This window comes from Bradyrhizobium ivorense (assembly GCF_900696085.1).
Lineage (GTDB): Bacteria > Pseudomonadota > Alphaproteobacteria > Rhizobiales > Xanthobacteraceae > Bradyrhizobium > Bradyrhizobium ivorense.
Genome location: NZ_CAADFC020000033.1, coordinates 268,436 through 290,241, shown reverse-complemented (window position 1 = coordinate 290,241; position 21,806 = coordinate 268,436). Strand labels below are relative to the sequence as shown.

The following is a 21,806-nucleotide window of genomic DNA, read 5'->3' as shown; positions in this document are numbered from 1 at the left end:
CGCGGCGCAAAATGCGCCGCAAGGCTCGCACCTCAGGATGACGGCGGAGTGTGTGGAGTAGCTGAAATGTCCTCAACCGACGAAACCAAAACCTTCATCCCGCTCAACATCGCGGTGCTGACGATCTCGGACACGCGATCGCTCGCCGACGACAAGTCCGGCACCACGCTCGCCGACCGCCTCACCGCGGCCGGCCACAAGCTCGCGGCGCGCGAGATCGTCACCGATGATGTCGAGGCCATCAGAGCCGTGATCCGGCGCTGGATTGCGGATGAGGGCGTCGACGCCGTGATCACCACCGGCGGCACCGGCTTTACCGGCCGCGACGTCACGCCGGAGGCGGTCGAGCCGCTGTTCGAGAAGCGGATGGATGGCTTCTCGATCGCCTTCCACATGCTGAGCCACGCCAAGATCGGCGCCTCGACGATCCAGAGCCGCGCCACCGCCGGCGTCGCCGGCGCCACCTTCATCTTCTGCCTGCCGGGCTCGCCCGGCGCCTGCCGCGACGGCTGGGACGGCATTCTGGCCGCGCAGCTCGACTACCGCACGCGCCCTTGCAATTTCGTCGAGATCATGCCGCGGCTGGATGAGCATCTGCGCCGCCCGAAGGCAAAAGGCGCCAGCGCGTAGTCGTTCTTCGCTCCGTAGCCCGGATGCAGCGCAGCGCAATCCGGGGCGGTCCATCCGGTGGCGACACTGGTCCCGGATTGCGCTGCGCTGCATCCGGGCTACGCACTCAGTGTGCGGGACCGATCACCTGCCTCTGACCATCCTGACCACCGCCCGCCACAACGCCCGAACCGCGTTGCGATACGCCGCGGCGCGCAGCGCATGGGCCCGCAGCGCATAGAACGTGATGAGCTCTGCCGTCACGCGCCGCCCTTCGTCGCGGCGCTGCGGCTTCACAGGTCCAGCTCCCAGGTCTCGCCGACCAGGTCGACGCCGAAGCTGTGATGCCTCTCTTCCTTGACCCGCTCGAAGCCGGCACGGTCGTAGATGCCGCGGGCGGCGAGCAGGATGCTCTGGGTCCATAGCGTCATCTTCTTGTAGCCGTTGTCGCGCGCGGTGCGGATGCATTGCTCGACCAGCGCCCGTCCGACGCCGAGCCCGCGCGCCTTCTCCTCCACCATCAGCAGGCGCAGCTTTGCAATGCCGTCACCGCCGTTGACGAGGAACACCGAGCCGACCGGTTCGCCCTCGACCTCGGCGATCCAGCAATGCTCGCGCGCCGGGTCGTAGTTTCTGATGAACTGGGCGCAGATCTCGGCGACCAATGCCTCGTAGCTGATGTCCCAGCCGTATTCCTCCGCATAGGCGCGGCCCTGCCGCGAGATCACCCAGCCCATGTCGCCGACCCGGTGGCTGCGCAGCAGGAAGCCGGCCGGCTTTGCGGCCGGCGGCTCCAGCAGCCGTTCGATGGTTGCCATTGCGGCGGTGACCCGGATGCGGTCCTCCGGCGACAGTGGCGCCAGCATCGCGGCGACTTCGTCATGCGAGGCGCGGCTGACCTTGGCGAACGCCTGCCGCCCCTTGGCGGTGAGATTGAGCCGGATCTGCCGCCGGTCGGTCGGCAGCGGCTTGCGGGCGAGCAGGCCGTCGTCCTCGAATTTCTGCAGGATACGGCTGAGATAGCCGGCGTCGAGCCCGAGCTCGATCCCGATGTCCCGCGCGGCGGCGTCCTCGCGATGGGCCAGCTCGTACAACACCCGCGCCTCGCTCAGCGAAAACGGGCTGTGCACGAGATGCTGATCCAGCATGCCGAGCTTGCGGGTGTAGAAGCGGTTGAAGCCGCGGACGGCGGTGACCTGGTCGTCGGGGTCTGTCATGGCGCACCTCGATATTTGCCAGTGTCAAATAATTATTTGACTTTGGCAAGTATATCTTGGGCGCGTATCGTCTATGCGACCATGATCCGGCTGCGCAGCATGGTGCGGGAGGAGCGGCCGAGCCGGCGCAGCAGCCGCGCCTCGGAGCGGCGGGCGTCGGGCCGGTAGCCGCCGAGCCGCTCGTAATGTTCGCGCGCGATCAAGAGGCCCTGTTCGGCCGAGGGGCCGGCGACCATCCGGGCGACGAATTTGAAGCCGTCGCGCAGCCCGGGATCGGTGTAGGGCGATCGGGCATAGCGAAAAATGCCGGCGCGGTCCTTGCCGCTCGCCGCCACGATCTGGATGAACTGGGTGGTCTCCTCGATCCAGCCGGTGTCGAGCACGGCGCCGGGATGCAGGAACATCAGCCAGGGCGAGCGCGCCTGTTTGGCGCCGGCGGCCAGCGCCGCGGCGCGGCTGCCCTCGAAGCGCAGGAAGCGGCAGCCGGCGACGTCGGCAACGCGCTCCATCACGTCGGTATTGGTGCGCTCGACCAGCAGCACCTCGCGGATGACCCCCGCGGCGGCGCCCGGCACCAGCGCCGCCAGTGTCGCAACCGCGGTGCGTTCGACCCCGTCGGTCGGAATGATCACGCTCAGCATTGAGGCTCAACGGCTCAAAGGGGTGGAAAAACCGCGCTGTGTTATCACCATGTCATATTCAAAGCAGCCTTCTCGTCTGCAGATTTTTGCGCCACGGTTCTGTGGAATTTCTCCGTACATGTTCTTGATTTGTTCTCAAGCTGTGTTAGCTTCACGGGCATGAGCAGAGCATCCTCTCATGCCCTCAGGCACCCGCCGGCAACGGCGCCCTCCGATAACCCGGCGGGTGCTTCCCCTTTTCCGGAGATCGCGGTGGCGATCGAGCGCGAACGGCGACGTGGCCGCGGCGCGCAGTCCAATGCAAGCGGTCGCTACGAGGCCGAGGCGCGGACGGCCTTCGACGACGGCTGGCAGAGCCTCGACGACCTGCCGCCGTTCAAGACCTCGGTCGCGCTCGACACCTCGCGCAAGGTGATCACCCGCAACGACTCGCCCGACATCGGCTTCGACCGCTCGATCAATCCCTATCGCGGCTGCGAGCATGGCTGCGTCTACTGCTTCGCGCGGCCGACCCATGCCTATCTCGGCCTGTCGCCGGGGCTCGACTTCGAATCGAAACTGTTCGCCAAGCCGGATGCGCCCGAGTTGCTCGAGAAGGAGCTTGCCGCGCCCGGCTACGAGGCGCGTATGATCGCGATCGGCACCAACACCGATCCGTATCAGCCGATCGAGCGCGAACGGAAGATCATGCGCGGCATTCTCGAGGTCTTGGAACGCGCCGGCCATCCGGTCGGCATCGTGACCAAATCCGCACTGGTGACCCGCGACATCGACATCCTGGCGCGGATGGCCAAGCGCAACCTGGCAAAGGTCGCGCTCTCGGTGACGACGCTCGACCCGAAACTCGCGCGCACCATGGAGCCGCGGGCCTCGACGCCGCCGAAGCGGCTCGAGGCGATCAAGCGGCTCAGTGATGCCGGCATCCCGACCACGGTGATGGCGGCGCCGATCATCCCGGCGCTGAACGACTCGGAGATCGAGCGCATTCTCGATGCCGCTGCGCATGCCGGCGCCAAGGAGGCGAGCTACGTGCTGCTGCGGCTGCCGCTCGAGGTCCGCGATCTCTTTCGCGAGTGGCTGATGGCGAACTATCCCGACCGCTACCGCCACGTCTTCACCCTGATCCGCGACATGCGCGGCGGCCGCGACTACGATTCGCAATGGGGCACCCGGATGAAGGGCACCGGCCCGATGGCCTGGATGATCGGCCGCCGCTTCGAGATCGCCTGCGAAAAGCTCGGCCTGAACAAGCGCCGCACCAAGCTGACCACCGATCATTTTGCGAGGCCGAAGCGGAATGGCCAGCAGCTGAGTTTGTTCTAGGGCAGGGACCAGTAGCCCGGATGCAGCGCAGCGCAATCCGGGACCGGCCTCTCCGCGGAGAGTTTCCGGATTACGCTTCGCTCCATCCGGGCTTCGAAACTGCAACCAAGAGCGTCATTGCGAGCGAAGCGAAGCAATCCATGTCGCAACGTTGGGATAGATGGATTGCTTCGCTTCGCTCGCAATGACGGGAATGAGGTAACCATGAGTAACGCTCCGACCCCACGCTTCACCGTCCTGACCCTCGGCGTCAATGACATGCGCGCCAGCATCGCCTTCTATGAATCGCTCGGCTTCACCAGAAAAATGCGCGCGACCGGCGAGGAGGTCGCCTTCTTCGACACCGGCGGCACCGTGATCGGGCTGTTCCCTTGGCATCTGCTCGCCGCCGACGCCGCGCTGCCCGACAAGCCGCGGCCGGCCGGCTTCCATGGCGTCTCCATTGCCTGGAACTGCCGCGACGATGCCGAGGTCGATGCCGTGATGGCGTTCGCGCTCGCCAAGGGCGCAAAGCTGCTCAATCCGGCGAAGCCGACCAGCTATGGCGGCTATTGCGGCTATTTCGCCGATCCCGACGGCCACGCCTGGGAGGTGGTCCGCGCGCCGGGCTTTACGGTCGGCGACGACCGCCTTGTGTCGCTGCCGGACTAGTTCGGGCTCGCCGCGGCGGTACTCCGCTCCTCCTCATCCGGGGCGCCGGCTACTTTGCATGGGGTTGTTTTTGCTGTTTTGGCAACGCGCCCCCTCGCGCCTGAATAGCGGGGAAGGGCGCCGGGTTCCCGGTTGCGCTGCCGGTTCGGCCTGCGCCACCATCTCGGCATGATTCGGGACAAATCCAACAGCGTGCCCAAAGGCGCGAAGACCGCGGCGAAGAAGACGCCGGCCGAGCCAGCCAAGCCGGAGAAGCGCGTCATCGTGCGGCCGAGCTTTCGGCGCGAGCGCGCGCTGATCAAGCGCGGGGTCTGGCCGATCGCCGGCTGCGACGAGGCCGGGCGCGGCCCGCTGGCCGGCCCCGTGGTCGCCGCCGCGGTGGTGCTGGATCCGAAGCGCATCCCGAAAGGCCTCGACGATTCCAAGCGGCTGACCGCCGAGCGCCGCGAGGAACTGTTCGAGGAGATCTGCGCGACGGCAGCCTATTCGGTCGCGGTGGCCTCGCCGGCGCGAATCGACCGCGACAATATTTTGCGCGCCTCGCTGTGGGCGCTGGCTCGCGCAGTGCACGCGCTCCCCGAGGCGCCCAAGCACGTGTTCGTCGACGGCCGCGACAGGCTCGCCACGCCTTGCGACTGCGAGGCGGTGATCGGCGGCGACGGCCTGGTGGCGTCGATCGCCGCGGCCTCGATCATCGCAAAGGTGACGCGCGACCGCCTGATGAGCGCACTGGCGCTGGATTGCCCCGGCTACGGTTTCGAGCAGCACAAGGGCTACGCCGTGCCCGAGCATCTCGAAGCGCTCGATCGGCTCGGCCCCAGCGCCCATCACCGCAGCTTCTTCGCCCCCGTCGTCGCGGCGCGGCTAAAGCATTTCCCGGAGCCGCCGACGCCGGACCTGTTCACCGTCGATCCGGAGAGCGAAGCCGTGGCCTCCGCGGCTGAGTAGCGTCCAAACGTACGCCATCGCTTGCGGCCACCCCTCTCCCCACCTCCCCCGCAAGGGGGGAGGGAGCCTGACCTGCGTGCCCACCTCACATCGAGTCGTACGTTCGAACGTGCGCGAAAGCTATCCCTCGGTAGCAAGTGAGTGAGCCGCCGACGGAAGGGCTCCCTCCCCCCTTGCGGGGGAGGGTTGGGGAGAGGGGTGGCCGCGAGTCGCACTGTTGGTTTGTCGCGGAGAGAGTCGTGCGTACACCGGTTGCCTCCATCCCCGCCGCCCGTTATCAAACCGCAAGGACCAGCTTGCGCCGCTGACACGGGTGGTTGGGGCATTTCAGGCGTTTCATGCGGTTTACCTCCCTCGTCGTCGAACTGATCCGCGCCCGGCCGCGCCTGGTGGTGTGGATCGTGGTGCTGGCGCAGGCCGCGATCTGGCTGTTCCTGCCGCTGATCGTCTATGGCAGCCCGCCCGGCAACCTCGCCACCGTGCTGGCGTTCGGCCGCGAATATCAGGTCGGCACCGACATGGGGCCGCCGCTCTCGTTCTGGCTCGCCGACATCGCCTACCGCGCCGCCGGCAACCACGTGTTCGGCGTCTATCTGTTGGCGCAAATCTGCGAGATCGCGACCTTCATCGCCCTTTATCAATTGGCGCGCGCCATCGTCGGCGGGCCGCAGGGCGTGCTCGCGGTGCTGCTGTCGATGACGGTCGTCGTGTTCTCCTCGCCGAGCGTCGAGTTCGGCCCGCTGATTCTGGCGCGTCCGCTGTGGGCGCTGCTGTTGCTGCATTCCTGGCAGCTGATCGGGCAGAACCGGCGCAGCGCCTGGTTCGCCTGGTCGATCGATTGCGGCCTGCTGCTGCTGACGACGCCGGCGGCGATCGGCATGATCCTCCTGGTCGCGGGCTTTGCGGTCGCAACCGAGCGCGGCCGCCGCACCTTGCGCGCGGTCGATCCGATCTACGCGCTGCTCGTCGTCATCGTGCTGGCACTGCCCTATCTGATCTGGCTGGTCCGCGCCGACGCATTGTCGCTGCCGCCGCTGCCCGCAGCTGCCGATCTTGGCGCCCGCGCCACCCGATGGGGCATCGTGCTCGGCGGCTTGATCGTGGCGACCGCCGCGATCGTGCTGCTTGTGATCCTCAATTCGCGCTGGTTCGCCCGCGAGAAAGAGGATCCGCCGATCATCTACCGTCCGCCGGTCGATCCGCTGGGGCAGCAATTCGTCTACTTCTTCGCCTTCGCACCAGGCATCGTCGGCAGCTTCGTCTCCGGCCTGTTCAACCTCGACCGCGTGTTCGGCGGCGCCGGCGTCGCGCTGTTGATGTCCGGGCTCGCCGTGGTGGTCGCGAGCGGCGACCTGATCCGGCTGCGGCGGCAGCGGCTGCTGCGCTCGGTCTGGGCGCTTGCCGTGGCGGCACCCGCCGCGCTGGCACTGGTCATGGCGCTGTTCCTGCCCTGGACCAGCACCACGGAGCTTGCGACCTCGTTGCCGTCGGCCGCGATCGGGCGCTTCTTCGACGACAGTTATGAGCGCCGCACCAATCAGCGCCTGCGCGCGGTGGCCGGCGACCCTGAGCTCGCCAGCCTGATCGCGATGCAGGCGCGGCGTCCGCATCTGTTGCTCGATGCCGCGCCGCGGCGGACGCCGTGGCTGTCGATCGCAAAATTCAACGAGACCGGCGGCGTTGTGGTGTGGCGCGCGCAGGACACCGCCGGCACCCCGCCGCCGGAGATCGCGCAGCGTTTTCCGAACCTGGTGCCGGAGGTGCCGCGCTCGTTCGACCGGCTGGTCAACGGCCGGCTGCCGACCTTGCGGATCGGCTGGGCCATCGTGCGGCCGAAGGGGTGATGACGTTTACATGTTTGCCGCCGCCAACGCCTTCGCGATCGCGCGCAGATCGAGCCACGTCATCTTCTTGTACGACGGCGAGCGCAACAGATAGGCCGGATGGAACGTCGCGATGGCGCGGATGGTGCGGGTGCCGGTGTCGTAGTCGACCCATTTGCCGCGCGTACGCATGATGCCCTCGCGGGTGCCGAGCAGCGCCTGGGTCGAGGGATTGCCGAGCGTCACCAGCACGTCGGGGTTCACCAGTTCGATCTGGCGCTGGATGAAGGGCAGGCAGATTTGCGTCTCCTGCGGCGTCGGCGTGCGGTTGCCGGGCGGCCGCCACGGGATCACGTTGGCGATATAGGCCTTGCCGCGATCGAGCCCGATCGCCGCGATCATGCGGTCGAGCAGCTTGCCGGAGCGGCCGACGAACGGCAGGCCCTCGATGTCCTCGTCGCGGCCCGGCGCCTCGCCGACGAACATCACGCGCGCCTCGGGGTTGCCGTCGGCGAACACCAATTTCGTCGCGGTGTGCTTCAGCGCGCAGCCGTCGAATGTCTCCAACAGTTCACGCAGCGCCTCGAGCGTCGGCGCCATCCGCGCCGCATCGCGCGCCGAGGCGATCGCGGCGTCCGGCGCCACGGCGATTTCGCTGCGCGGAACTGACGGCATCACCGGCGGCGGCGGACGCAGCGGATTGAGCGCGGCACCGGGACGCGGCGCGGCGGGCGCGGGAACCGCGTCGACCTCCGCCAAGCGGTTGATCGGCTCATCGCCCAGCGCGCAGTCGACCCCGGCCTCGAGGTAAAAGGCCAGCAATTGCTGCAGCGTAGGGGCGGGTTCGGGCGTCAGGGCCATGATGGGGTGCAATTTAGAGCATGAACGAGAAAAATGGAGCCCGGATTTCGGAAAAGATCATGCCGGGCGGTATCGGGGCTGTGCAGACCCATGGAAGCGCAATTCCATGGTTGTCCTTCCCCGAAAAATCGGAAACAACGACCCTGAAAAGCTTAGAAGCGTTCTCGATGGGCTGAGATCAGATCATGAGTGAAGAACTTCCTCCGCGCGAATCCATGGAATTCGACGTCGTCATCGTCGGCGCCGGCCCGTCGGGCCTGTCGGCCGCGATCCGGCTCAAGCAGCTCAATCCGGAGCTGTCGATCGTGGTGGTGGAGAAGGGCTCCGAGGTCGGCGCGCACATCCTCTCGGGTGCGGTGATCGATCCGGTGTCGCTCGACAAACTGATCCCCGACTGGCGCGAGGACGCCGACTGTCCGCTCAAGACCCAGGTGACCAGCGACCGCTTCTATTGGGCGACGTCGCAGGGCTGGTTCCGGATTCCGAACTTCATCATGCCGCCCTTGATGAACAATCATCACTGCTACATCGGCTCGCTCGGCAATGTCTGCCGCTGGCTGGCGCCGAAGGCGGAGGCGCTCGGCGTCGAGATCTATCCGGGCTTCGCCGCGGCGGAAGTGCTCTATGACGACAAGGGCGCGGTGCGCGGCATCGCCACCGGCGACATGGGCATCGCCAAGGACGGCAGCCACAAGGATTCCTACACCCGCGGCATGGAGCTGCTCGGCAAGTACACGCTGTTCGCCGAGGGCGCGCGTGGCTCGCTGTCCAAGCAACTGATCGCGAAATACAACCTCGACGCCAACTCCGAGCCGCCGAAGTTCGGCATCGGGCTCAAGGAGGTCTGGCAGATCGACCCGGCGAAGCACAAGAAGGGGCGGGTGCAGCACACGCTCGGATGGCCGCTGAACGACAAGACCGGCGGCGGCTCGTTCCTCTATCACTACGACGACAACCGCGTCGCGGTCGGCTTCGTCGTGCATCTGAACTACAACGATCCGTATCTGTCGCCGTTCGACGAATTCCAGCGCATCAAGACGCATCCCGACATCCGCGAGCTGTTCGAGGGCGGCAAGCGTCTCGCTTATGGCGCGCGCGCCATCACCGAGGGCGGCTACCAGTCGGTGCCGCGGCTGTCGTTCCCGGGCGGCGCGCTGATCGGCTGCGCCGCCGGCTTCGTCAACGTGCCGCGCATCAAGGGCGTCCACAACGCGATGGGCTCCGGCATGCTCGCGGCCGAGCATGTCGCCTCAGCGCTCGGCGCCGGCCGCGCCAATGACGAGCTCGTCGAGTACGAGAATGCCTGGCGCTCCTCGGCAATCGGCAAGGACCTGTTCAAGGTCCGCAATGCCAAGCCGTTGCTGTCGAAGTTCGGCAATCTCCTCGGAACGCTGTTCTCCGGCTTCGACATGTGGTGCAACACGCTCGGCTTCTCGCTGTTCGGCACCCAGTCGCACGCCAAGCCCGACCGCAAGACGCTGGATCCCGCCACGCAGCACCAGCCGATTGCCTATCCGAAGCCGGACGGCAAGATCACGTTCGACAAGCTGTCGTCGGTGTTTCTGTCGAACACCAACCATGAGGAGGACCAGCCGGTCCATCTCAAGGTCGCCGACATGAACCTGCAGAAGACCTCCGAGCACGACGTGTTCGCCGGTCCCTCCAACCGCTATTGCCCGGCCGGCGTCTATGAATGGGTCGAGGAGAGCTCGGGCCCGCGCTTCCAGATCAACGCCCAGAACTGCGTCCACTGCAAAACCTGCGACGTGAAGGACCCCAACGGCAACATCACCTGGGTTCCTCCGGAAGGCGGCGGCGGCCCGAACTACGAGGCGATGTAAGCCTGACCACAATTGCGTGAGGGCACGCGCTCCTGACCACCCCCGCTTCTCCGCTTGCGAGCGGAGGCGGAACTGTTTCCAGGGCATCCTTCTGTGTCTCAACGCGTTTTGTGCGCGCGCCGGCCACGATACCGCCACACTAGAAGCGTCTTGCGGAGCAGGCTGGCTGGATCGGCGGCCCTAAGGGCCTAATCTGCCGATTGATTCGTCATGCCTATCCTTGCGGTTGAACGCCAAAAGCGGCATTGTCGGCGGCCGTGATGCCGCCGCTTGGGTCGCATTTTGAAGCTGATCGCAAGCGAGATCTTGTAAGGATCTGGCCGTAAATTCCTGGAGCAAGGCGACCGTGATGCTGTTCACCCGTTTCAACCGCCTGACCATTGCCGCACTCGCCGCAGCCGCGCTCGCCGCGCCGGCGCAGCTGGCGGCGCAGACGCCCGACCATCCCGCCGACAACACGGCGCAATTCCCGACCAAGAACGATTTGAAATCGCTGACCACCGCCGGCAGCTATCTGGCCGCCCGCCATGCCAGCGTCGAGCGCGATGCGGCCTCGGCCGCGGCGTTCTACCGCTCGGCGCTGCGCACCGATCCGAAGAACTCCGAGCTGCTCGACCGCGCCTTCATCTCCTCGCTCGCCGACGGCGACATCGACGAGGCGGTCAAGCTCGCCGACCGCATCCTGACCCAGGACAAGGCCAACCGCGTCGCCCGCCTCGTGGTCGGCGTGCGCGACCTCAAGCTGAAGAAGTACGCCGCCGCGCAGACCAACATCAACCAGTCGATCCGCGGCCCGATCACCGACCTCGTCGCCACCCTGCTGTCGTCCTGGGCGGCCTATGGCGCCGGCGACTCCAAGGCCGCGATCGCCGGAATCGACAAGCTGACCGGGCCGGACTGGTATCCGATCTTCAAGGACCTGCATGCCGGCATGATCTACGAGCTCGCCGGCAAGGAGAAGGACGCCGGCACCCGGCTCGAGCGCACCTACAAGCTGGACGATTCGGCGCTGCGCACGGTCGATGAATATGCGCGCTGGACCTCGCGCAACAAGGATGCCGCCTCCGCCACCGCGCTGTATGAAGCCTTCGACAAGAAGCTGCCGCGCCACCCGCTGGTGCTTGACGGCATCAAGGAGACCAAGGCCGGCAAGAAGCTGCCGCCGCTGGTCGATAGTCCGCAGGCCGGCGCCGCCGAGGCGCTCTACGGCATCGGCGCGACCTTGACCCGCCGCGGCGGCGAGGACCTCGCGCTGGTCTATCTGCAGCTGGCGCTCTATCTGCAGCCGAGCCATCCGATGGCGCTGCTCTCGCTCGCCGATCTCTATGAATCGGTGAAGAAGCCGCAGATGGCGATCAAGATCTATGAGCGGATGCCGGCGTCCTCGCCGCTGAAGCGCAACGCCCAGATCCAGCTCGCGACCAATCTCGATGCCGCCGACCGCAGCGACGAGGCGATCAAGATCCTCAAGGACGTCGCGACGGAATACCCGAAGGACATCGAGGCGATCCTGGCGCTCGGCAACATCGAGCGCGGCCGCAAGAAGTTCGGCGACTGCGCGATGACCTATTCGCAGGCGATCGATGCGCTGCCGGCCGGCGGCGACAAGAATGCCTGGGTCACCTACTACTATCGCGGCATCTGCGAGGAGCGCTCCAAGCAGTGGAACAAGGCCGAGACCGACATGCGCAAGGCGCTAGAGCTGCAGCCCGAGCAGCCGCATGTGCTGAACTATCTCGGCTATTCCTGGATCGACCAGGGCATCAACCTCGACGAAGGCATGAAGATGATCAAGCGTGCCGTCGAGCAGCGCCCCGACGACGGTTACATCGTGGATTCGCTGGGCTGGGCCTACTACCGGATCGGCAATTTCGAGGAAGCGGTGAAGAACCTCGAGCGCGCCATCGACCTGAAGCCGGAAGATCCGACCATCAACGACCATCTCGGCGATGCCTATTGGCGCATCGGCCGCACGCTGGAGGCCAAGTTCCAGTGGGCGCATGCCCGCGACCTCAAGCCGGAGCCGGACGAGCTCCCGAAGATCCAGGCCAAGATCGACAACGGCCTGCCCGAAGATGCCTCGCCGGCTGCCGCCGCCAACGACAAGAAGAAGGACGACGGCGGCAAGGGCGGTTAGCGTCTCGCTAGATGGGCCAAGGCCTTCCGCAGAATGAGATCGTCATGGCCGGGCTTGACCCGGCCATCCATCCCCCTTCGCGAGATGCCCTTTCGGGCGATGGATGCCCGGGTCAAGCCCGGGCATGACGAGTGGTGCCGGAATTTCTGCGCCAACAAAGGGATAGGATCGTGGTGCGATTTACGCTAATCGCTTCACGATGTTTGTTTTTTAGGGGCTATTCGCCGTGCCGGCGCTGATTGAAGAGGGGCGTGCCAAGGTCAACCTGACGCTGAAGGTGGTCGGGCGGCGCGTCGATGGATTGCACGATCTGGAGAGCGTCGTCGCGTTTGCGGATTGCGCCGATCGCCTGATCTTGGAGCCGGGCGAGGTGCTGGCGCTCTCGATGTCCGGGCCGCTGGCGGATGCCTGCGGCGACACCTCGGACAATCTGGTGCTCAAGGCCGCGCGCCTGCTCGGCGAGCGTGTCGCCGACCTCAAGGTCGGCCACTTCACGCTGGAGAAGGTGCTGCCGGTGGCTGCCGGCATCGGCGGCGGCTCGGCGGATGCCGCGGCCGCGCTGCGGCTTTTGGCACGGCTCAACGAGCTGTCGCTCGACGACGAACGGATCATGGAGGTCGCGCTCAAGACCGGCGCCGACGTGCCGGTGTGCGTCGCCTCGCGCGCCTGCGACATGAGCGGCGTCGGCGAGAGCCTGCTGCCGCTCGACCTGCCGACGCTGCCGTGCGTGCTGGTCAATCCGCGCGTGCCGGTTGCGACCAAGGACGTCTTCAATGCGCTCGGCCTGCGTCACGGCGAGCTCCTGATCGGCGCCACCGATGTGGTGATGCAGGCCCCGTCCTGGCCCGACACCTCGAGCGCGATCGACGACTGGATCGACGCGCTCGCAAGCGGCACCAACGATCTCGAAACCCCTGCCGCGCGCGTCGAGCCTGTGATCAGCGACGTGCTGTCCGCGCTGCGTCAGGCCAACGGCGTCCGCCTCGTGCGCATGTCAGGCTCCGGCGCGACCTGCTTTGCGATCTTCGCAACGGATGCCGACGCCCGCGCCGCCGGCGAAAAGCTCCGCGCCGACCAGCCCGGCTGGTGGGTGCACGCCGGCACGCTGAGCTGAGGCGACGCGCAATGGCGTAGGTGGGCAAAGCGACAGCGTGCCCACCATCATGTTGCGAGAATACGGTGGTATGACTCTCGATGTCGCAACAATCTCGCCGGGACGATACGTGGAGATCGATGCGCCAAAAGCGATCACCGTCATCCCCGTGCAAAGGCTACGCCTTTGTCGCTGGAGGTGCGAGCCTTGCGGCGCAATTGCGCCGCTGGGCGAGCCTCGAAGGATGAATCGGCCCGGCTGGTGGCCGTCGATCCTTCGAGGCTCGCCGAAGAGGCTCGCACCTCAGGATGACGGGTCTGATAGCTTCGCAGGGACGACACCAATATTGAGGCCATAGCTCGGCCCACCTGAACGCCGGGCAGCCTTGCGGGCGCCTTGCTTGGCAAGCCAAACCCGCTTTGCCATAACAGGCCGAAACGACAACGTTGCGCGCGCGGGACCGTCATAAAATCCGCCGGCAGCCAATGAGCCGGGAGGATGCCATGGCCAATATCCGAGTTCTCGCCACCGATCTGGAATTTCCCGAAGGGCCAGTCGTGCTGCCCGACGGCTCGGTGGTGCTGGTGGAAATCCGCGGCCAGCGGCTGACACGGGTCTATCCCGACGGGCGCAAAGAGATTGTCGCGAAAGTGCCGGGCGGCCCGAACGGTGCGGCACTTGGTCCCGAGGGCAAGATCTACATCTGCAACAATGGCGGCTTCTCCTGGATGCCGGCCGGCAAGATGATCATGCCGGGACCGCAGCCGGAGGATTATCTCGGCGGCTCGATCCAGCGTGTCGATCTGCAATCCGGCCAAGTCGAGACCGTGGTGACGAAGTGCGGCGAGCATGGCCTGCGCGGGCCGAACGATCTGGTGTTCGACAAACAGGGCGGCCTGTGGTTCTCCGACCTCGGCAAGCGCCGCGCGCGCGACATGGATGTCGGCGCGTTCTATTACCTGAAGCCCGGGATGAGCGAGATCGTCGAGGCCGTGCACGGCATCCTGCCCGCCAACGGCATCGGCCTGTCGCCGGACGAGAAGACCGTCTACATCGCGGAGACGCCGACTGCACGGCTGTGGGCCTATGAAGTTTCCGAGCCCGGCACGATCAAGCCGCGCGAGGTGATCTATCGCGGCGAGCGTGGCAAGCCGATCGCCGGCCTCGGCGGCTACCAGATGTTCGACTCGCTCGCGGTCGAAGCGAACGGCAATGTCTGCGTCGCGACGCTGGTCTCGGGCTGCATCTCGGTGATCGCGCCCGACGGCACGCTGGTCGAGCAGGTGCCGACCGGCGACCGCGTCACCACCAACATCGCCTTCGGCGGCCCCGAGCTGAAGACCGCCTACATCACGCTGTCAGGCAAGGGCGAGCTGATCGCGATGGACTGGCCGCGGGGCGGATTGCCGCTGAATTTTTTGAATCGATGACGATTGCGCGTTAGCGCAATCGTCATCCCGGGATGGTGCGAAGCACCAGACCCCAGGTGCGCAATTGCGCACCGGGGATCTCGAGATTCCGGGTTCGATGCTTCGCATCGCCCCGGAATGACAAGGTGGAGGGAGGATCGAAGATGCCCTGGCTTGAACCGGTCACCCTGTGCGGCGCACATGCGCGGCTCGAACCGCTGTCGCACGATCACCTCGCCGGGCTGACTGAGGCGGTGAAGGACGGCCAGCTCTCGAATCTCTGGTACACGGCGATCCCGCAGCCGGAGAACATGACGAAAGAGATCGACCGCAGGCTCGGCCTGCAGGCCGCCGGGTCGATGCTGCCGTTCACGGTGTTCGACGCCGACGGCAAGATCGCCGGCATGACCACCTACATGAATGTCGACACGCCGAACCGCCGTGTCGAGATCGGCTCGACCTGGTACGCCAAGCGTGTGCAGCGCAGCGCGGTCAATACGCAGTGCAAACTGCTGCTGCTGGCCCACGCGTTCGAAAAGCTCGATTGCATCGCGGTCGAGTTCCGCACCCACTTCTTCAATCACCAGAGCCGTCGCGGCATCGAGCGTCTCGGCGCCAAGCAGGACGGCATCCTGCGCAGTCACCAGATCGCGCCCAACGGCACGTTGCGCGACACCGTGGTTTACAGCATCATTGCCAGCGAATGGCCGACGGTGAAGGCGCATCTCACCTATCAGCTCAACGATAAACCGCGCTGACGGAGTCGGCGCCAGAAACGGAACGATGGAAACCTTCGATTATGTGATCATCGGCGCAGGCTCCGCCGGGAGCGTGCTGACCAACCGCTTGAGTGAAGACCGCACGACCCGCGTGTGCGTGCTGGAGGCGGGGCCGAGCGACTGGCATCCCTACATCCATCTGCCGGCCGGGTTCATCAAGACCTTCCATATGAAGAGCGTGAACTGGGCCTACCAGCAGGAGGTGGGTCCCTACACCGGCGGGCGCAGCATCTATGCGCCGCGCGGCAAGACGCTCGGCGGCTCGTCCTCGATCAACGGCCACATCTACAACCGCGGCCAGCGCCAGGATTTCGACACCTGGGCGCAGCTCGGCAATCGCGGCTGGGGCTATCCCGACGTGCTGCCGTACTTCCGGCGCATGGAGAAGCGGATCGGCGAGGGCGACGACACCTACCGCGGCCGCGACGGCAATCTCACCGTCACCACGATGGATTGGCAGGACCCGCTCTGCGAGGCCTTCATGGCGGGCGCGGTCAGCCTCGGCATTCCGCGCAACCCTGATTACAACGGCCAGATCCAGGAGGGCGTGTCGTACTGCCAGCGCACCATCCAGAACGGCCGCAGGGTCAGCGCCGCCACCGCCTTCCTGCATCCGGCCAACCGGCGGCCGAACGTCGATGTGCGCACCCATGCGCATGTCACCGGCATCATCTTCGAGGGCAAGCGCGCAGTCGGCGTGCGCTACAATCGCGGCGGCAAGTACGGCGATCCCTTGGAGATCCGCGCCAACAAGGAAGTCATCCTGTCCGGCGGCGCCTACAACTCGCCGCAGCTGCTGCAGCTCTCGGGCGTCGGCGCGCCCGAGCTGTTGAAGACCCACGGCATCGAGGTGGTTCACGCGCTGCCCGGTGTCGGCGAGGGCCTGCAGGATCACTACGCGCCGCGTTCGGTGGCGCGGGTCAAGAACATCCGGACCATCAACGAGCTGCGCCGCGGCCTCAGCCTGTGGGTCGAGGCGCTGAAATGGGCGACGACGCGGCGCGGCCTGCTGTCGCTGTCGCCGACCATGGTGTACTGCTTCTGGCATTCCGGCGAGACCACCGAGAGCTCGGATCTGCAGCTCACCTTCACGCCGGCGAGCTACAAGGAGGGCGTGCAGGGCCAGCTCGAGGACGAGCCCGGCATGACGGTGGCGTCATGGCAGCAGCGGCCGGAGAGCCGCGGCTATGTTCGGATTCGCTCCGCCGATCCGTTTGCGCCACCGATCATCCAGACCAATTATCTCGCCGAAGAACTCGACCGCCGCGTCGTCGTCGCCGGCATGAAGCTGGCGCGCCGGCTGCTCGCCTCCGAGCCGCTCAAGCCGTATTACGCTTACGAGGATTTTCCCGGCCCGAAGGTGCAGAGCGACGACGAGCTGCTCGCCGCCGCAACGGAGCGCGGCACCACCACCTTCCATCCCGGCTGCACCTGCCGGATGGGTCCGGCGGATGCACCGTGGTCCGTGGTCGACGACCAGCTTCGGGTTCACGGCATGGAAGGCCTGCGCGTGATCGACGCCTCGATCATGCCGCGAATGATCTCGGCCAACCTCAACGCGTCCACGCTGATGATCGCCGACAAGGCCTCCGACATGATCCGCGGCAAGACGCCGGAAGCCGCGGCGAAATTGCCGGAGTATGCGTGAGGTTTTCGATCAGCGCGCACGCCCTATCACCGTCATCCCCGCGCAAAGGCTTCGCCTTTGTCGCTGGAGGCGCGAGCTCTTGCGAGCCTCGAAGGATGAATCGGCCGCCACCGGTGGCCGTCGACCCTTCGAGGGCCGCTGAAGAAGCGGCCACCTCAGGGTGACGGGTTGGTTTGCTCAACTTGCTCGGTGTCATCACCCGCGTAGGCGGGTGATCCAGTATTCCAGAGGCAGTGGTGATTGTACCGAGAGGCCGCGGCGTACTGGATCGCCCGGTCAAGCCGGGCGATGACAGGTGGTGAGGACAAAGCTTCACACCCTCTCAGGGTGACGGGATTGGCATAGGGTGACCGGATCAGAAGCGGGCGCTACCCGTAGACGAATGCCTTGTCCTTGAGGTCGATCGCCGGGAATTCGTCCTTCTCGGCCCAGTAGTCCTGGTTGTGCTGCCACTCCGGCTTGTCGCCGCGCTTCGGCAACAGGTGCATGCCGCGCATCATGTAGCCGGGGTTGAAATTCTCCGGGTCGATCCACGGCAGCAGCGGCATGTTATGGTCTTCGGGCCGCAGCGCCGGCGTCACCTTGCTGGCGCCGGTCGCCTTCATGTGCTTGAGCATGCGGCAGACGAAGTCGGCGACGAGGTCGACGCGCAAGGTCCAGCTGGCGCGGAAATAGCCGAACACCCAGACGAGGTTCGGCACGCCGGTGAACATCATGCCGCGATAGGTCACGGTGTCCTTGAAATCGAGCGGCTTGCCGTCGATTGCGAACTCGATGCCGCCATTGGCGGAGAGATGGAATCCGGTCGCGGTGATGATGATGTCGGCCTCGAGCTTTTTGCCGGACTTGAGCAGGATGCCGGTCTCGGTGAAGCGCTCGATCTCGTCGGTGACGACCGAAGCCTTGCCGCCCTTGATGGCGTGGAACAGGTCGGCATCCGGGACGAAGGCAATGCGCTGCCGCCACGGCCGGTAGCTCGGCGTGAAATGGGTGGCGATGTCAAAATCCTTGCCGAGCACGGCCTCGACCGCCGCCAGCAAGTCTTTCTTGGCGCCCTCGGGCTCGGCAAAGGTCCGCTTGGTGAAGGCATCCTGCTCGAACAGGATTTTTCTGCGGACGATCTCGTGGATCCAGGCCTCGTCGACCTGCAGCCGGCGCAGCTCCTCGGCGATCTCGATCGCGTTGCGGCCGGTGCGAAAATAGGTCGGCGAGCGCTGCAGCATGGTGACGTGGCCGGCATCGTTGGCCATCGCCGGGATCAGCGTCGCGGCGGTAGCGCCGGAGCCGATCACGATCACCCGCTTGCCCTTGTAGTCGAGGTCGTCGGGCCAGGTCTGCGGATGCACGATGGTGCCCTTGAACTTCGCCATGTCGGTCCATTCCGGCGTGTAGCCGGCGTCGTGGCGGTAATAGCCCTGGCACATCCAGAAGAAGTTGGCGGTGAAGCGCAGGTGTTCACCGGTGTCGATGCGCGTGGCATCGATGGTCCACAGATTGGTCTCGTTGGACCATTCCGCCGCGGTGATGGTGTGGCGGTAGCGGATATGGCGGGCGAGATCGTTCTCTTCGATCACCTCGCCCATGTATTTCAAAATCTCGGCCGCGCTCGCGATCGGCGCGCTGGTCCACGGCTTGAAGCGATAGCCGAAGGTGTGCAGGTCGCTGTCGGAGCGGATGCCGGGATAGCGATGCGTCGACCAGGTGCCGCCGAAGGTCTTTTGCGTCTCCAGCGCGACGAACGTCGTGCCCGGGCATTGCGTGGTGAGGTGATAGGCGGCGCCGACGCCGGAGATGCCGGCGCCTGCGATCAGGACGTCAAAATGCTCTGATGTAACGGGCTCGGCGGCCCGGATCTGGGTCTGGACGTTCATCTTCCCTGGTCTTCTTGTTGGTTGAGGCTGAGAAGCAAACGCCGGAGCTTTCGCTCCGGCGCTCGCCGATATCGAAGCTAGACTTCGCGGCGGCTCAGGAACGCCAGTCGCTCGAACAGGTGCACGTCCTGCTCGTTCTTGAGCAGCGCGCCGTGCAGCGGCGGGATCAGCTTGCGCGGATCGCGCTCGCGCAGCATCTCCGGCGTGATGTCCTCGTTGAGCAGCAGCTTGAGCCAGTCGAGCAGCTCCGAGGTCGACGGCTTCTTCTTCAGGCCGGGCACCTCGCGCACCTCGAAGAAGATGCGCAGCGCCTCTTCGACCAGCCGCTTCTTGATGTTGGGGAAGTGCACGTCGACGATCCGGCCCATGGTGTCGGCGTCGGGGAACTTGATGTAGTGGAAGAAGCAGCGGCGCAGGAAGGCGTCGGGCAGTTCCTTCTCGTTGTTCGAGGTGATCATCACGATCGGGCGCAGCTTCGCCTTGATGTTCTCGCCGGTCTCGTAGACGTAGAACTCCATGCGGTCGAGCTCGAGCAGCAGGTCGTTGGGGAATTCGATGTCGGCCTTGTCGATCTCGTCGATCAGCAGCACCGGGCGTTTCTCGGCAGTGAAGGCGTCCCACAGCTTGCCGCGCTTGATGTAGTTCTTGATGTCGGAGACGCGCGCATCGCCGAGCTGGCTGTCGCGCAGCCGCGACACCGCATCGTATTCGTAGAGGCCCTGCTGCGCCTTGGTGGTCGACTTGATGTGCCAGGTGAGCAGCGGCGCGTCGATCGCCTTGGCGACTTCCTCGGCCAGTACGGTCTTGCCGGTGCCGGGCTCGCCCTTCACCAGCAGCGGGCGCTCGAGCACGATGGCGGCGTTGACGGCAACCTTGAGATCATCGGTGGCGACGTAATCCTTTGTACCCGTGAATTTCATCTATCTGTTTGCCTTGGTTCGTTCGTCGGCCGCGCGGGGCCCGACATGAAACGACCGCTCTCGCGGCGGTCGCAGATCCTGTCCAATGTCTTGTCAGCTGTCATACTAGATGAAAAAGCAGGGCGGTCTAGGCCGGATTCCGCAGCGCAGCGGGGCCCGGACAGCGCCGTGCGCATAGTATGTCACGCGTACTGTTTCCGCCCTGCGGAATGACTGTCACCCGACAGCGACGACGCCAGCACGGTGCGGTCGCGCCCGGAATGCTTCGCTTCGTAGAGCGCGTGGTCGGCCCGGCGCAGCAATTCGCTCTCGTCAGTGGTGACGGCCGAGCGGCTGGCAATTCCCACGCTGATCGACACCACGCCGCGGCGCGCGGCGGGATTGGCGATCGCCAGCGAGCGCACCATGAGACGGATGGCTTCCGCCACCTTGAGCGCGTCCTGCTCGCCGACGCTGGGCAGGATGATGGCAAATTCCTCGCCGCCGTAGCGCGCCGCCAGCGCCGTCGTCTTGTCGGTGGCGTCGGCGATCACGTTCGCGACGCAGACATTCGTCGCCGGCCTGATGGCCGAGGCTGTCGTTGAAGCCCTTGAAGTGGTCGATATCGAGCATGATGAGCGAGATGTGCTCGCGGTCGCGAAACTCGCGCGGCAGCGCCACGTCGAAACTTCTGCGATTGGCGAGCCCGGTCAGGCCGTCGGTGGTGGCGAGCGCGGCCAGCCGCACGTTCAATGCGTTGAGCTCGTCCTCCATCTTGCGGCGTTCGGTCACATCGCGCAGGACGCCGACCACCTCGATGCCGCGGTGATCGTCCGCGGCGCCGGCAAGCTTGAAGTTGATCTCGACCCAGACCTCCGATCCGTCGGCGCGATAGGTTCTGAATTCCACCGTCTTGGTGATCGTCCAGTCGGTCAGCTCCGACGTCGCCTTGGCGACGTCGGCGAGGTTGTCCGGATGCACGAACTCGAAGCAGGACTTGCCGATCAAATCGTCCGCCTTGCGGCCGAGAATGGTCTCGACCGACTGCGACACGAACAGAAACCGGCCGTTGCGATCGAGCAGAATCACGACGTCGGCGATGTTGTCGGCGAGCAGCCGATAGCGCGCCTCGCGTTCACGCAGCATCAGTCCAACCCGGGTTCGCTTGCCGAATTCGCGCGCCAGCAGGACCGCAAACAGGACGACGATTCCCATCAGCACCAAAGCAACGAGCAGGTCATTGCGCAAATCCTCGTGCCACGCGGCAAGAACCTCGGCCTCCGGCAGCGCAACGGTCACCACGATCGGATATTGCGAGGCCCGCTCGAAACCGAGATATTTGATCCGCCCGTCGAACGGCGAGGTGGTCTTGGTATAGCCGGTTCGGTCCTGCTCGATCCTGGTCTTGAAAGCCGCCGACACCTCCTTGTTCCACTTGCCCGACGGCCAATGCGCCAGCACGATGCCGTCGAGCCGCAGCAGGGTGATCCCGGCATGCGGGCCGAACCGGAACGCCTGGTAGAAATTGTCGAAATACCGGCTCTCGATGGTGGCGAACAGGATGCCGCCAAAGCTGCCGTCCTCCTTGGTGATGCGGCGCGAGAGCACGATGGTCGGCCGGCCGGTCAGGCGCGACTCCAGCGGCTCGCTGATATGCAGCGCGGAATCGGTGGAATCGCGGTGCGCGATGAAATAGCTGCGATCGGCGTTGTTGTGCGCCGGCAGTTCCGCGGCGGACGAGTAGATCCTGGCGCCATCCGGGCCGATCACCCCGATCTCGCCAATCTGCGGCAGGGCGTCCGCGGTCTTGCGCAGCGCGGCATTGAAGCGGTCGACGCGCGGCTTCTGGTATTTCAGCAGGTCGACCATGGCGCCCATGGCCACGTCGATGGCCTGGATCGAATGCGAGGCGTGTTCGGCGAGCGAATGGGTGAGATTGTGAATGTCCCGCTCGCCCTGGGCCAGCGCCGCGGTGCGCCCCTCGATTGCCTTCCAGACCAGCAGTCCGAGCACGCACGCGCTCATCGCGACGACGACCGTGGTCACGATGGCCCGC

18 protein-coding genes and 1 pseudogene are annotated in these 21,806 nt (G+C 65.8%); 12 read left to right on the top strand and 7 right to left on the bottom strand.

Annotated elements, in window-relative coordinates; translation table 11 throughout:
- Positions 1–66: 66 nt before the first annotated feature.
- Complete coding sequence (gene moaB / locus CI41S_RS39800) at positions 67–630, top strand: molybdenum cofactor biosynthesis protein B (protein WP_139864436.1); 564 nt, start codon at positions 67–69, stop codon at positions 628–630.
- Positions 631–753: 123 nt separating this feature from the next.
- On the opposite strand, the gene CI41S_RS43955 is transcribed toward moaB, so the two are convergent.
- The 3 genes from CI41S_RS43955 to CI41S_RS39790 all read right to left on the bottom strand — a co-directional run bounded on the left by CI41S_RS43955 (position 754) and on the right by CI41S_RS39790 (position 2,467).
- On the bottom strand, positions 754–906 hold the full coding sequence (locus tag CI41S_RS43955; protein ID WP_172628380.1) for an RSP_7527 family protein: 153 nt from the start codon (positions 904–906) through the stop codon (positions 754–756).
- Positions 903–1,826: a bifunctional helix-turn-helix transcriptional regulator/GNAT family N-acetyltransferase gene (locus CI41S_RS39795; RefSeq protein ID WP_139864435.1), complete on the bottom strand. Its 924-nt coding sequence runs from the start codon at positions 1,824–1,826 to the stop codon at positions 903–905. Before CI41S_RS39795 ends, CI41S_RS43955 begins: the two co-directional genes overlap by 4 nt.
- Positions 1,827–1,897: 71 nt before the next feature.
- The gene (locus CI41S_RS39790) at positions 1,898–2,467 is read right to left on the bottom strand and encodes a glycosyltransferase family protein (protein WP_139864434.1); all 570 of its coding nucleotides are present in this window, start codon (positions 2,465–2,467) and stop codon (positions 1,898–1,900) included.
- Between the two features lie 159 nt (positions 2,468–2,626).
- On the opposite strand from CI41S_RS39790, the gene CI41S_RS39785 reads away from it, so the two are divergent.
- From CI41S_RS39785 to CI41S_RS39770, 4 genes are all read left to right on the top strand, one after another.
- A complete protein-coding gene (locus tag CI41S_RS39785; RefSeq protein ID WP_139864433.1) occupies positions 2,627–3,790 on the top strand; it encodes a PA0069 family radical SAM protein in 1,164 nt (387 codons plus the stop codon).
- A gap of 204 nt (positions 3,791–3,994) precedes the next feature.
- Positions 3,995–4,441: a VOC family protein gene (locus CI41S_RS39780; RefSeq protein WP_139864432.1), complete on the top strand. Its 447-nt coding sequence runs from the start codon at positions 3,995–3,997 to the stop codon at positions 4,439–4,441.
- A 168-nt stretch (positions 4,442–4,609) separates the two neighbouring features.
- Complete coding sequence (gene rnhB / locus CI41S_RS39775) at positions 4,610–5,389, top strand: ribonuclease HII (RefSeq protein WP_139864431.1); 780 nt, start codon at positions 4,610–4,612, stop codon at positions 5,387–5,389.
- A gap of 338 nt (positions 5,390–5,727) precedes the next feature.
- Positions 5,728–7,233, top strand: coding sequence for a glycosyltransferase family 39 protein (locus tag CI41S_RS39770; RefSeq protein WP_139864430.1), 1,506 nt, complete (start codon positions 5,728–5,730; stop codon positions 7,231–7,233).
- 6 nt (positions 7,234–7,239) lie between these two features.
- On the opposite strand, the gene CI41S_RS39765 is transcribed toward CI41S_RS39770, so the two are convergent.
- A complete protein-coding gene (locus CI41S_RS39765; RefSeq protein WP_139864734.1) occupies positions 7,240–8,067 on the bottom strand; it encodes a uracil-DNA glycosylase in 828 nt (275 codons plus the stop codon).
- 26 nt (positions 8,068–8,093) lie between these two features.
- On the opposite strand from CI41S_RS39765, the gene CI41S_RS43950 reads away from it, so the two are divergent.
- From CI41S_RS43950 to CI41S_RS39735, 7 genes are all read left to right on the top strand, one after another.
- On the top strand, positions 8,094–8,249 hold the full coding sequence (locus tag CI41S_RS43950; protein ID WP_172628379.1) for a hypothetical protein: 156 nt from the start codon (positions 8,094–8,096) through the stop codon (positions 8,247–8,249).
- A gap of 6 nt (positions 8,250–8,255) precedes the next feature.
- Positions 8,256–9,914, top strand: coding sequence for an electron transfer flavoprotein-ubiquinone oxidoreductase (locus tag CI41S_RS39760; protein ID WP_139864429.1), 1,659 nt, complete (start codon positions 8,256–8,258; stop codon positions 9,912–9,914).
- 349 nt (positions 9,915–10,263) lie between these two features.
- A complete protein-coding gene (locus CI41S_RS39755; RefSeq protein ID WP_139864428.1) occupies positions 10,264–12,051 on the top strand; it encodes a tetratricopeptide repeat protein in 1,788 nt (595 codons plus the stop codon).
- 226 nt (positions 12,052–12,277) lie between these two features.
- Positions 12,278–13,165 carry a 4-(cytidine 5'-diphospho)-2-C-methyl-D-erythritol kinase gene (locus CI41S_RS39750; protein WP_139864427.1) on the top strand — a complete coding sequence of 296 codons (888 nt, stop codon included), beginning with the start codon at positions 12,278–12,280 and terminating at the stop codon, positions 13,163–13,165.
- Between the two features lie 482 nt (positions 13,166–13,647).
- Entirely contained in the window at positions 13,648–14,574 is a 927-nt protein-coding gene (locus tag CI41S_RS39745; protein ID WP_139864426.1) for an SMP-30/gluconolactonase/LRE family protein, read from the top strand.
- A 143-nt stretch (positions 14,575–14,717) separates the two neighbouring features.
- Entirely contained in the window at positions 14,718–15,311 is a 594-nt protein-coding gene (locus CI41S_RS39740; protein WP_139864425.1) for a GNAT family N-acetyltransferase, read from the top strand.
- A gap of 25 nt (positions 15,312–15,336) precedes the next feature.
- Positions 15,337–16,980, top strand: coding sequence for a GMC family oxidoreductase (locus CI41S_RS39735; RefSeq protein ID WP_139864424.1), 1,644 nt, complete (start codon positions 15,337–15,339; stop codon positions 16,978–16,980).
- Positions 16,981–17,348: 368 nt separating this feature from the next.
- Here the strand turns inward: CI41S_RS39735 and CI41S_RS39730 are convergent, their stop codons facing one another.
- The 3 genes and pseudogenes from CI41S_RS39730 to CI41S_RS45455 all read right to left on the bottom strand — a co-directional run bounded on the left by CI41S_RS39730 (position 17,349) and on the right by CI41S_RS45455 (position 21,775).
- A complete protein-coding gene (locus tag CI41S_RS39730) occupies positions 17,349–18,851 on the bottom strand; it encodes a flavin-containing monooxygenase (protein ID WP_139864423.1) in 1,503 nt (500 codons plus the stop codon).
- 77 nt (positions 18,852–18,928) lie between these two features.
- A complete protein-coding gene (locus CI41S_RS39725) occupies positions 18,929–19,771 on the bottom strand; it encodes an AAA family ATPase (protein WP_139486027.1) in 843 nt (280 codons plus the stop codon).
- 182 nt (positions 19,772–19,953) lie between these two features.
- A pseudogene (locus tag CI41S_RS45455) lies at positions 19,954–21,775 on the bottom strand (diguanylate cyclase).
- Between the last annotated feature and the right edge of the window lie 31 nt (positions 21,776–21,806).

Bases quoted from the DNA above. Each gene is read 5' to 3' on its own strand.
- CI41S_RS39745 (WP_139864426.1), top strand. From the start codon at position 13,648: ATGGCCAATATCCGAGTTCTCGCCACCGATCTGGAATTTCCCGAAGGG.
- CI41S_RS39735 (WP_139864424.1), top strand. From the start codon at position 15,337: ATGGAAACCTTCGATTATGTGATCATCGGCGCAGGCTCCGCCGGGAGC.
- CI41S_RS43950 (WP_172628379.1), top strand. From the start codon at position 8,094: ATGAACGAGAAAAATGGAGCCCGGATTTCGGAAAAGATCATGCCGGGC.
- CI41S_RS39770 (WP_139864430.1), top strand. From the start codon at position 5,728: ATGCGGTTTACCTCCCTCGTCGTCGAACTGATCCGCGCCCGGCCGCGC.
- CI41S_RS39755 (WP_139864428.1), top strand. From the start codon at position 10,264: ATGCTGTTCACCCGTTTCAACCGCCTGACCATTGCCGCACTCGCCGCA.
- moaB (WP_139864436.1), top strand. From the start codon at position 67: ATGTCCTCAACCGACGAAACCAAAACCTTCATCCCGCTCAACATCGCG.
- CI41S_RS39785 (WP_139864433.1), top strand. From the start codon at position 2,627: ATGAGCAGAGCATCCTCTCATGCCCTCAGGCACCCGCCGGCAACGGCG.
- CI41S_RS39790 (WP_139864434.1), bottom strand. From the start codon at position 2,467: ATGCTGAGCGTGATCATTCCGACCGACGGGGTCGAACGCACCGCGGTT.
- CI41S_RS39740 (WP_139864425.1), top strand. From the start codon at position 14,718: ATGCCCTGGCTTGAACCGGTCACCCTGTGCGGCGCACATGCGCGGCTC.
- CI41S_RS39795 (WP_139864435.1), bottom strand. From the start codon at position 1,826: ATGACAGACCCCGACGACCAGGTCACCGCCGTCCGCGGCTTCAACCGC.
- rnhB (WP_139864431.1), top strand. From the start codon at position 4,610: ATGATTCGGGACAAATCCAACAGCGTGCCCAAAGGCGCGAAGACCGCG.
- CI41S_RS39725 (WP_139486027.1), bottom strand. From the start codon at position 19,771: ATGAAATTCACGGGTACAAAGGATTACGTCGCCACCGATGATCTCAAG.
- CI41S_RS39780 (WP_139864432.1), top strand. From the start codon at position 3,995: ATGAGTAACGCTCCGACCCCACGCTTCACCGTCCTGACCCTCGGCGTC.
- CI41S_RS39730 (WP_139864423.1), bottom strand. From the start codon at position 18,851: ATGAACGTCCAGACCCAGATCCGGGCCGCCGAGCCCGTTACATCAGAG.